Annotated in this window: 8 protein-coding genes and 1 pseudogene; 4 read left to right on the plus strand and 5 right to left on the minus strand. The window is 64.2% G+C overall.

The genetic code is table 11. The features are described from left to right. On the minus strand, nt 1–747 hold a 747-nt coding region (locus H8A95_RS38275; protein ID WP_229187774.1), incomplete at its 3' end, for a cysteine desulfurase family protein. A 448-nt stretch (nt 748–1,195) separates the two neighbouring features. Between H8A95_RS38275 and H8A95_RS38280 the strand changes: the two genes are divergently transcribed. After that, nucleotides 1,196–1,843, plus strand: coding sequence for an alpha/beta hydrolase (locus H8A95_RS38280; protein WP_016843213.1), 648 nt, complete (start codon nt 1,196–1,198; stop codon nt 1,841–1,843). 141 nt (nt 1,844–1,984) lie between these two features. Here H8A95_RS38280 and H8A95_RS38285 read toward each other — a convergent pair whose 3' ends face one another. The 3 genes and pseudogenes from H8A95_RS38285 to H8A95_RS38295 form a co-directional block, all read right to left on the minus strand. After that, nucleotides 1,985–2,314, minus strand: a complete 330-nt coding sequence (locus H8A95_RS38285) for a DMT family transporter (protein WP_229187775.1) — start codon at nt 2,312–2,314, stop codon at nt 1,985–1,987. Nucleotides 2,315–2,317: 3 nt separating this feature from the next. Beyond that, nucleotides 2,318–2,995 (minus strand): glutathione S-transferase family protein, encoded by a 678-nt coding sequence (locus H8A95_RS38290; RefSeq protein WP_229187776.1) that lies wholly within the window; start codon nt 2,993–2,995, stop codon nt 2,318–2,320. Between the two features lie 82 nt (nt 2,996–3,077). After that, nucleotides 3,078–4,180, minus strand: a pseudogene (locus H8A95_RS38295) (anhydro-N-acetylmuramic acid kinase). Between the two features lie 151 nt (nt 4,181–4,331). Between H8A95_RS38295 and tyrS the strand changes: the two are divergent. From tyrS to H8A95_RS38310, 3 genes are all read left to right on the plus strand, one after another. Further along, complete coding sequence (gene tyrS, locus H8A95_RS38300; protein ID WP_229187777.1) at nt 4,332–5,585, plus strand: tyrosine--tRNA ligase; 1,254 nt, start codon at nt 4,332–4,334, stop codon at nt 5,583–5,585. Nucleotides 5,586–5,698: 113 nt separating this feature from the next. Then, entirely contained in the window at nt 5,699–6,946 is a 1,248-nt protein-coding gene (locus H8A95_RS38305) for an MFS transporter (protein ID WP_229187778.1), read from the plus strand. Nucleotides 6,947–6,976: 30 nt separating this feature from the next. Further along, on the plus strand, nt 6,977–7,636 hold the full coding sequence (locus H8A95_RS38310; RefSeq protein WP_229187779.1) for an imm11 family protein: 660 nt from the start codon (nt 6,977–6,979) through the stop codon (nt 7,634–7,636). A gap of 291 nt (nt 7,637–7,927) precedes the next feature. Here the strand turns inward: H8A95_RS38310 and H8A95_RS38315 are convergent. After that, on the minus strand, nt 7,928–10,815 hold a 2,888-nt coding region (locus H8A95_RS38315), incomplete at its 5' end, for a YhdP family protein (protein WP_229187780.1).

Here is a 10,815-nt window from a genome sequence, read left to right on the forward strand (position 1 = left end):
GGCCGCGCCGAAGCCTGCAATCCCTGCGACGTTCTCGGTACCGGCCCGCCGCCCGAGCTCCTGCCCGCCGCCGCGCAGCGCAGCCTCCAGCCCCTCGACACCTTCGGCAAGCACCAGCGCACCTGTGCCCTTCGGTCCGCCGATCTTGTGCGCCGAGAGCGTCAGGAGGTCGGCCTGGGTCGAGGCGAGATCGAACGGGATCTTGCCGAACGCCTGGATCGCATCGACATGCAGCAGACCGCCGGCCGCGTGCACGATCTCGGCGACGTCAGCCACCGGCTGAATGGCACCGGTCTCGTTGTTCGCCAGCATTACCGAAACCAAAGCGGGTGGACCATCCGCCAGCAGCGCGCGCAGGTGATCGAGATCGATCACACCCGCGCGCGTGACATTGATCGCCGCAATCGCTTCAGCAGCAAACCGCCCGCCCGCGAGCACGGATGCGTGCTCGATCGCGGACACCAGGAGGCGCCGCACCGGTGCGCCCGCTCCGCGGCGCAATCTCGGCGTCAATGCCAGCGCATTGGCCTCGGTCCCGCCGGAGAGAAACACGACGTCTTGCGAGCGGCCGCCGACCGCCTTCGCCACCGCATTGCGGGCATCCTCGATCAGCCGGCGCGCGCGGCGTCCCTCGCTGTGCACCGAGGACGGGTTGCCGCTCAATTCCCACGCGGCCGCCATCGCCGCTTTCGCCTCCTGGCGAAGCGGTGTCGTGGCATTCCAGTCGAGATAGACGCGATCGGCCATGGAGCTCGTCCGCCGCGATCACCGTGGTCGCAGCCTCCACTGCGACATAACGACAGTCGGGCATCGAGACCAGATCAGAGTGACCCGCGCTGGAGATTTTTCGCTCTCGCGGGAGTCTCGCCGTGTTGCCAGGCAAGACATCGCGGCGCCCTGCGCACGATAGCAATGTGACAAACCAAAACTTCAGGTAGCCAGCGCGCAATTCGGCGTGTTGATCGCGATCGCCGCCGGCACGCGCATCACAGAGCGGATTCGCGCCGGCCAAGCGGCACAATTTCCTTGATTTTTGCCCCTTGCGTCATGCTAGAAGGCCCTCCAGCGTGCCGCCCGGCGGTGCCTGCGCCGAATCCATCATGAGCCGCCCTGTTCGCGCCCCGTCGCTGAAGATGGCTCCAACCGGTTGATTGATCGACGTCAATCAAGGGAACGCGTCAATCAAGGGAACACAATGCCTGAAGTTATTTTCACCGGCCCTGCTGGCCGTCTCGAGGGTCGCTACCATCCGGCCAAGCAGAAGAACGCGCCGATTGCGATGATCCTGCATCCGCATCCGCAATTCCACGGCACGATGAACCATCAGATCGTCTATCAGTGCTACTACGCGTTCGCGCATCGCGGCTTCTCGGTGCTGCGTTTCAACTTCCGTGGCGTCGGCCGCAGCCAGGGCTCGTTCGATCACGGCACCGGCGAATTGTCTGACGCCGCGAGCGCACTCGACTGGGCACAGGCGATCAATCCGGAGGCGCGTGCCTGCTGGGTTGCGGGCTTCTCGTTCGGCGCCTGGATCGGCATGCAGCTTCTGATGCGCCGGCCGGAGGTCGAGGGATTCATCTCGATCGCGCCGCCCGCCAACCTCTACGACTTCTCGTTCCTCGCGCCCTGCCCGTCATCCGGCCTGATCGTCCACGGCGACAAGGATGCCGTGGTGCCGCCCAAGGACGTCAACACGCTGGTCGAAAAGCTGAAGACGCAGAAGGGCATCGTGATCGACCAGCAGGTCATCCCCGGCGCCAACCACTTCTTCGACGGCAAGCTCGAGCCGCTGATGGAGACGGTGACCGGCTATCTCGACATGCGTCTCGCCAACGTGCGCTGAGGCGTGCCGCTGACCTGGTAGCCCGGATGGAGCGCAGCGAAATCCGGGACTGCTTTTTCCACGAAAAAAACCCCGGATTGCGCGGAGCCTGTCATCGGGCGCGCGTTCGCGCGACCCGTTGGCTCCATCCGGGCTACGGATTCATTCCGGCGCGAACTTCAGCGCCGCAATCCCGATCAGCACCAGCGCGATCCCCGCGATTTTCATCGGGTTCAGCGCCTCGTTGAACAACAGCACGCCCATGGCGAGCGTGCCCGCTGCGCCGATGCCGGTCCATACCGTGTAGGCGACGCCGACGCCGAGCACCTGCAACGCGCGGCCGAGCAGGAACACGAACGCGGCGAGCAGCACCAGCGAGACCAAGGTCCAGCCGAGCCGCGTGTAACCCTCGGCATATTTCATCGAGATCGCCCAGCCGACATCAAGGAGGCCAGCGACCACGAGCGCGATCCAGGCAAGCGAGTGCGACATGGCTCAGGCGGCAAGCTTCAGCATGTGCGCGCGATGGCCGACCAGGAATGCGTGCAGCAGCGCCGGATAATCTGGCGAAACCGCGCTGCGTACGCTCGGCCGCTGGGCCAGCGCGCTGCGCCAGGCGCGAAGTTTCGTCGTGTGCGTGAACACTGCAAGATCGGTCAGCTGATCGAACAAATCGAAATAGCGGAAGATCGGTGCGAACACCGCATCCACCAGGCTGAACTTCTCTCCCGCGAAGAACGGACCGGCGCCGAGCGCCGCCTCGACGCGCGCGAATTTTGCCGCGACCGCCTGCCGCTTGCTCTCGAAGGCCGCAGCATCGGTGGCGGTCTCCAGCCCCCAGAGATCGCCGAGAATGGCCGAACCGAATTCCATCCAGGCGCGATGCTCGGCGCGGGTGAGCGGATCCTGCGGATGCAGCTTGGCGCCGGCTTGCGTCTCCTCGATGTACTCGCAGATCACGTTGCTCTCGAACAGCGCAACCTCGTTGCCGTCGTCACCGGTCACGACCAGCACCGGCACCTTGCCGAGCGGCGAGATATTCAGGAACCAGTCCGGCTTGTTGGCAAGATCGATGTCGATCCGCTCGAACGGCACGCCCTTCTCATGCAGCGCGATCACCGCGCGTTGCACATAGGGGCAGAGCTTGTGGCTGATCAGTTTCAGGGCGGCCATGACGAACCTCGCGTTCAATGCAACTGCATCTAACTAAATGCAGCGGCATGGAACTGTCAAGGTAGATGCATTTGCATCTAAATCACGGTCGCGCGATGATGCCCCCGGTCATCGGGATCGGCACCCCCGTCGTGGTGGGGTAGCTCAGCGGCAGTCCCTTCATGCCGCGCGCGGCGAGGAAGCCGAAGGCCTGCGCCTCGATCGCATCCGCCGCCCAGCCGAGCGCCTCGGCGGGCTCGACGGTTGCCGGCGGCAGGCGCTCGCGCAGCATCCGCAGCATCGTCAGGTTGGAGGCGCCGCCGCCGCAGACGATCCAGCTCTTCGGCACCTTCGGCAGCAGCGGCACGATGCGCGCGATCGCGGCCGCGGTGAAAGCGGTCAGCGTCGCGGCCCCATCGGCCGGCGCCACGGCGCCGAGCTTGAGCCGGCGAAATCATTGCGGTCGAGCGATTTCGGCGGCGGAGCCGAGAAGAACGGCAGCCTGAGCGCCTGCGCGATCCAGGCCTCGTCAGGCTTGCCCAGCGCCGCGAACTTGCCGGCAGTGTCGTACGGCTGATGCATCTGGCGGAACATGAAGTCGTCGAGCAGCGCGTTGCCCGGCCCGGTGTCGCAGGCGATCAGCGTGTCGGTCCCGTCGATATAGGTGATGTTGGAGACGCCGCCGATATTGACCACGACGATCGGCCCCTCGCGGTTCAGCGATTGCGCCAGCGCGCGGTGGTACACCGGCACGAGTGGCGCGCCCTGCCCGCCGGCGTCGACGTCGGCGGCTCGGAAATCATGCATCACCGGGATGTGGATCACCCGGGCGAGCGCCAGCGCATCGCCGATCTGCACCGTCAGCCTGCGCTCGGGGCGATGCAGCACGGTCTGGCCATGGAACCCGACGATGTCGATCTCCTGGGGAGAAATCCGGTGCTGCGCCAAGAAGCTGGCGACCGCCTGGGCATGGGCTGACGTGACGGCCTGTTCGGCCTGCCGCAAGATCCCCGGCCGGGCGTCGCGCTGCGACAGATGAACGGCTTCGGTCAGCGCCTGGCGCAGCAGGCTGCGCTCGGCGTCGGTGTAGGGCCGATAGCCCGAGGGTCCGAAGGCCTTGATCTGGCGGCCGTCGGTCTCGATCAATGCCACGTCGACCCCGTCGAGCGAGGTACCGCTCATCAGACCGAGTGCCGTTAACATCATGATGGAAGCGCCCCAGCCGGGAACCCCCGGCTTGTCTCAAACAAGTACATCCTATAATGCCACTGCGCGTCCGCCTGCGGCAGCCTCAGCGCCAAGGTTCCGCAAATAGATGCAAAAACCGTAAAACAAGAATGAGCTGGCTGGCCGACAAATGACTGCATTTAAATCGGATTTCCTGAACACTCTACAGGAACGCGGCTTCGTCCACCAGTGCTCCGATTTCGAGGGCCTCGACGCGCTTGCCGCCAAGGGCGAGGCGACCGCCTATGTCGGCTACGACTGCACCGCGCCGTCGCTGCACATCGGCAACTTCCTCACCATGATGATGCTGTACTGGCTGCAACAGAGCGGCAACAAGCCGATCACGCTGATGGGCGGCGGCACCACGATGGTGGGCGATCCCTCCGGCAAGGACGAGACGCGCGCGATGCGCACCGTCGCAGAGATCGAAGCCAATAAGGCCTCGATCCGCGGCGTGTTCGCCAAGGTGCTGCGCTATGGCGACGGACATGCCGACGCCATCATGCTCGACAACGCCGAGTGGCTGACGAAATTGAACTGGATCGAGATGCTGCGCGACATCGGCCGGCACTTCTCGGTCAACCGCATGCTGACGATGGACTCAGTGCGGCTCCGGCTCGAGCGCGAGCAGGAGATGAGCTTCATCGAGTTCAACTACATGGTGTGCCAGGCCTACGACTTCGTCGAGCTGTCGCGCCGCGCCGGCTGCCGGTTGCAGATGGGCGGCTCCGACCAGTGGGGCAACATCGTCAACGGCGTCGATCTCGGCCGCCGCATGGGCTCGCCGCAACTATTCGCGCTGACCACGCCGCTGCTCACCACCGCCTCCGGTGACAAGATGGGCAAGACCGCCAAGGGCGCGGTGTGGCTCAACGCCGACCAGTTCTCGCCGTACGACTTCTGGCAGTACTGGCGCAACGTCGAGGATGCCGACGTCGTCAAGTTCCTCAAGCTGTTCACCATCCTGCCGATGAGCGAGATCAACAAGCTCGCGGCGCTCGGTGGCAGCGAGATCAACGAAGCCAAGAAGGTGCTGGCGACTGAGGCGACCGCCCTGCTCCACGGCCGCGATGCGGCCAATGAGGCCGCCGAGACCGCGCGCCGCACCTTCGAGGAAGGCGCGCTGGCCGAGACCTTGCCGACAGTGGAAATTCCGCGCGGCGAATTTGAAGCCGGCGTCGGCGTGCTGGCCGCCTTCGTCAAGGCCGAGCTCGTCGCCTCCAACGGCGAAGCGCGCCGGCAGATCAAGGGCGGCGGACTGCGCGTCAACGATGCCGCCGTCACCGATGAGAAGATGCTGCTGACATCGGCCAATCTCACGCCGGAAGGCGTGGTCAAGCTGTCGCTCGGCAAGAAGCGCCACATCCTGCTGAAGCCTGCATAGGCGCATTCGGATTTGTCGGTTGTGGGGAGTGCGGAAAGCGCGCTCCTTGCAGGAGCGCGATCAGCAAAAGTGGACTTCCGGTTTTGCGTCCGATCGCGCTCGAAAAGAATGCGATGGACCAGACCACGCCTCCGAACGACACGCTTGCAGCGCCGCCGAAACAGTCGCGCGTCGCGCTGAACGTGCTCGCGCTGTGCTTCGTGCTGTCGGTGCTCGGGCGCGGCCTCAGCGACAGCTTCACGGTGTTCCTGAAACCGATCTCGGAGAATTTCGGCTGGGATCGCGCCTCCGTCGTGTCGGTCTATTCGCTGACCTGGCTCGCCAGCGGCCTGACCGCGCCGCTGGTCGGGCGCCTGTTCGACCGCTCGGGGCCGCGTGTAGTCTATGCGCTGGGCCTGTCGCTGCTCGGTTGCGCATTCCTGATAGCCTCGCGCGCGCAACAGCTCTGGCAATTCCAGCTCAGCGTCGGCCTCTGCGTCGGCTTCGGCACCGCGCTGATCGGCAACGTCTCGAACTCGATCCTACTCGGCCGCTGGTTCGGGCCGCGGCTGCCGACCGCGATGGCCGTGATGTATTCGGCGACCGGCGCCGGCCTGCTGCTGCTGTTGCCGCTGTCGCAGGTGCTGATCGACCGGATCGGCTGGCGTGAGGCCTATCAGGTGTTCGGCATCGGCGCGCTCTGCCTCCTCATTCCACTCGTCTTCCTGCCGTGGCGGCTGCTTGCCGGCGGATCGCCGCACATCGTGAAGAGGGCCGAGCCCGGCCTGATCGATGAAGGTTGGACGTTGCTTGCCGCGATGCGTCATCACGCTTTCTGGGCGCTGTTCTCGACCTTCTTCTTCACCGCGATCGCGATGTATGCGCTCACAGCGCAGATCGTCGCCTATTTGATCGACGTCGGCTTCCCGCCGCTGCAGGCGGCCACCGCCTGGGGCTTCTCCGGCGTCGCGCTGTTCGTCGGCATGCTCGGCGTGTCCACGCTCGACGGCATCATCGGCCGCCGGCCCAGTGTGATGTTCAGCTACGGCGTCTCGATCCTCGGCATCATCCTGCTCTGGCTATTGCAGTGGTATCCGAACTACTGGCTGCTGACCGGCTTCATCATCTGCTTCGGCAGCATGATCGGCTCGCGCGGCCCGCTGATCACCGCGACCGCGCTGAAGATATTCCGGGGCGAGCGGGTCGGCACGATCTACGGCACCATCATGATCGGCAGCGGCCTCGGCTCGGGCCTCGGCTCCTGGGGCGGCGGCCTGATCCACGACTGGACCCACAGCTACAATCCGCTGATCGTCTTCGCGCTCGTCAATGTCGTGCTCGGCCTGATCCCATTCCTGGTGGTGCCGGCGCTGCGGCGCTGACGAACGTTCCATAGAGGAAGAGCAGCGGTTATGAACGGTGACAAGCCGAAGCAAATTGACCGGCGTGCAAAGCAACTCAAGCGTCGTCGGTTTTACCAAATGTCCTTCGATTACCGAAGAGGCGGGCTGCCGGGTTATCTGCTGCAAAACCGCGAGACGCTAGTACCAGGTGAAAAGGTGCTGTTGGCTCCGGCTGGCCGACGCGGTTTTCCGGCCTATCCGGTGCGTCCGCACTTCCTGCTCGATCGCAAAGCCGGACGCCTTCCTCGCGACCTTGAAATGTTCAACGACTATTGGCTGGTTTCAGATCAAACGAAAGCTGTTTTTCAAGCCGTCGATCACAGCGGCTTCGATTTCTTCCCATGCGACGTGTCGTTGCCGGAAGATGAATATCAGGGACCCGCCTATTGGCTGTGTGATGTTGTCCGGATACTCGATGCCCTCGACGAAGCGGAATCCCGCCTGAAAATCTTCAAGCGCGGCGAACCTGACTACCGCTACATCGGCGATAAATTCTACGACATTGCAGGCGGGGCCCGCCTTGTTTTCAAAGAAGACGCAATTGGTGCCGCTCACGTGTTCCGCATGGCCTACAGGATGCCAACGATCATCTGCGACGATGTTCTCAAAGATGCCTGCAAAGCGGCAGGCTTGAGAGGCATCAAGTTTAGAGACGCCTTAGAACTTTGAATGTGGATCACCGATCATGTAGGCATTTTTGGGCATACGGCGTTATTTCTGAATAATAGAATAATGTCACTGATTTGCCCGACATGTCAAGTTGCCGTGTCGAATGCCGGCACACCGCCAGCTACTTTGCATGGGGTTGTTTTCGATATTTTGGCAGTGCGGCCCTGCGGAGGCGGGCTATATGCGATAGCACCGCACGCATGGGCATGACGCTCGTAGTGATCGACGATCCGGTCAGCCCGCAAACCCATCCGAACGTGGATCGCCCGCCGAGGGAAATGAGCCGACGCTCTAGTTATTCGTCGTCGGCAGGTCGTTCGGGCCGTACTGCTTGAACTCGAAGATCTTCCGCGTCAGGCCGGGCGCCAGCGCTGAGATCGGGTTGACGCGCAGCACCGGCTGGCTCGGTGTTCCCACCACTTCATATGTCACGCCGATCAGGCCTTCGTTGCTGCCGGCGCCGAGGAAAATCCCGAAGAACGGGATCTGGCCGAACATGTTGTTCAACCCGTACATCGGAATGAAGGTGCCGTTCATCCGCACCTGGTTGCCGAGATAGTCGATACTGCCTTCGATGGTCGCGCCGATGCTCGGCCCCTTGACCACACCGTTGCGGATCGAGAGCTGGCCGCTCTGGCGCGTGAACTCGGCGCGCAGCGCGTCGAACCCGATGCCGTTCTGGGTGCTGACCGGCCCGCCGGCGACGGCGCGGTCGAGCTGGGTTTCGCCCTTCACCGAGAAGCCGGTGATGTTGATGAGGCCTTCCCTCGGGCTCGGTTCGGGGATCGGCGGCTCCATCGCCAGCGTGAGCTGGCCGCCGATCACCTTCGAATAGGTGTCGATGAAGCGCAGGAACGCACCGGCGTCGCTGGTTTGCAGATAGATCACCTCGCGGCCCTGCTGGCGGCCGCGCATGTCGACTGACACGGGCGTATCGCGGCCGACCTTGCCGCTCAGCGTGAACGCCTTGAAGAACCCGTTGCGGCGCGAGATCTTTGCATCGACGCCGCGCAGCGCCTCGCCGTTGAAGCCCGCCACCGCACCGAGTTTCAGATCGACATCGAAATCGGTGGTCTTGGTCTTGCTCTTGGGATCGCTGTCGCGGCCGGAGATCGCCGATTTCAGGAAGCCGCGGCCATCGAACACGTCGCCGCGCATTGTCACCTTGATCACGCCGTCGGGACCGCGATCGGCCCGTAGCGATGTCTTGTCGCCTTCCGACGGCGCATAGGTCGGGAAGTTCGCATTCATGAGGTCGCCATTCTGGTCGACCTCGAGCGCGCCCTTGATCGACACGCCGGCGCCGTCGATCGAGATATCCTCGAACCTGGTCGATTGCCCCTTCGGCACCACGTTGAAGGTCGCCTTGCCGGCCCTGCCCTGCGTCTTGACCCAACCCGGCAGGATGTTGTCGAGCTTGAGCTGGGTCAGGTCGGCCTCGACGCCCATCTTGGTGGTGGGATTGTCGCCGCTGCCGATCTTGCCGTTCAGCTTGATCGGGATCGCGCCCGACACCGCAGGACCGAGATCAAGCCCGAGGCGCGCGCGGCTTGCATCATCCAGCGTCGCCTGCAGCTTGACGTCGGCATCGCCGTCGGCCGGCTTGCGGTAGTCAAGCGAAGCGGCCTGTCCGTTGATCTTGACGTCGCCCTTGACCTGGAAGCCGGCGTTGCTGGCAATCACCTTCAGCGTATTGGCCTCGAGCTTCTGGTTCATCACCAGCTTATCGACGGCGACGCCGGAGATGTCGGCGGAGACGGAATATTGCGTGTCGGCCTTGGTCAGCCCGCCCGTCACCGGCATGCCGAGATTGATCGTCGCCGTGACGTTGCCCTTGCTGGCGTTGGGATCGATCGGCGGCCCGGAGAGATCGCTGAGCCGATCGGAGGCAAGGATTTCGGCGGCGGCCGGCACCGGACAATCGACCCGGAATTTGACCTTCGACGGCGACGGCTTCGGCGCCATGTCAGGCACCTCGAAGGTGAAATCCGACAGCGTGATCTTGCGGCCGGCCGGCGTGTCGGCGATGCCCTGGTTGATGGTCACGGTCGCGGTACGGCCGGTCACCCTGGCCTTTAGATCCGCATCGTGGACCGCGGGCATCTTGTCCACCGGACGCACCGTGACGCCGGAGGCGACAATGTTGACCGAGAGACCGTCGTCGGGGATCGGCGGACCCTTGCGCGACAGATTATGCACCGGCGAATTGACGCCGACATCGATGCGCTGGAGCGTGCCGCGGTCGATCCGCTCGAGCACCCATTCGCGCACCTCGGGCACGATGATGATCGGCCACATCCGTTTCAGGGCGGAGGCCGACATCGGCGTGCCGGCGAATCCGAGTTGCAGCCGCGGCTCGCCGGAGTAGTCGATGCTGCCGGTGCCGGCGACGCCGATCTCGCCGTTCGAAATGTCGGCCTGGGTCAGCAGCACGCGCTTCTTCTCGGTATCGAAGCGGAAACCGACGTTGATGCGGTTGAAGATCAGCGGCGGCTCGTTCTTGTCGGCATCGGCCAGCACGATGGTGCCGCCGGACAGGCCCGCCTGCCAGTCCGTGACGTTGTCATTCGGTGGCTCGAGGTGCCCGAGCAGCGTGATGCGGTTGGCGCCCGAGACGATCTTGATCGGCGCCAGCAGCACGCGCCGCCCCGAATCCCATTCGACGCTCATCTCGGCCGAATCGACCGGCATCGGATAGTCCGGCGTATCGGTGTCGATGATGTTGCCGGCGCCGACATTGATCTTGCCGCGGAAATAGGTCGGCAGGCCGTCGCGACCGAGTTCGCCCTTCATCTCGCCCGACAGCGGCAGGTCGGCGGTGTAGGTCAGATCCTTGCTCCTGAGCGCGAGCAGGATGTTCCGGGTGGAAACCTTGTCGGCCTTGATGTCGACCGTGCGCACGCCGTTCTGCTGCGGTCCAACCAGGACGCGGACCGACCAGGGCTTGGCGCCCTCCTCGCCGAAGCTGAGGGCGACGCCGCCACCGCTCGGACGCCGCAGGCTCAGGCTGATATTCTCAAAGCTCCATTTGTTGCCGCGCTGCTGGTCATCGACGACGAGATTGCCGTTCTTCAGGCCGATCTCGTTGAGGTTCTGACCGTCGAGGCCGGTAAGGCTGAGGCTGTCGAGCCAGTCGAGACCGGCGAGCAGCCCGCTTTGCGCCGAATCCGGTGCGGCCG

Origin of the sequence: Bradyrhizobium oropedii (genome assembly GCF_020889685.1) — a bacterium.
Classification (GTDB): Bacteria; Pseudomonadota; Alphaproteobacteria; order Rhizobiales; family Xanthobacteraceae; genus Bradyrhizobium; species Bradyrhizobium oropedii.

Excerpts from the sequence above, each read along its gene's own strand:
- H8A95_RS38280 (WP_016843213.1), top strand. The coding sequence starts at position 1,196 with ATGCCTGAAGTTATTTTCACCGGCCCTGCTGGCCGTCTCGAGGGTCGC.
- H8A95_RS38285 (WP_229187775.1), bottom strand. The coding sequence starts at position 2,314 with ATGTCGCACTCGCTTGCCTGGATCGCGCTCGTGGTCGCTGGCCTCCTT.
- H8A95_RS38290 (WP_229187776.1), bottom strand. The coding sequence starts at position 2,995 with ATGGCCGCCCTGAAACTGATCAGCCACAAGCTCTGCCCCTATGTGCAA.
- tyrS (WP_229187777.1), top strand. The coding sequence starts at position 4,332 with ATGACTGCATTTAAATCGGATTTCCTGAACACTCTACAGGAACGCGGC.
- H8A95_RS38305 (WP_229187778.1), top strand. The coding sequence starts at position 5,699 with ATGGACCAGACCACGCCTCCGAACGACACGCTTGCAGCGCCGCCGAAA.
- H8A95_RS38310 (WP_229187779.1), top strand. The coding sequence starts at position 6,977 with ATGAACGGTGACAAGCCGAAGCAAATTGACCGGCGTGCAAAGCAACTC.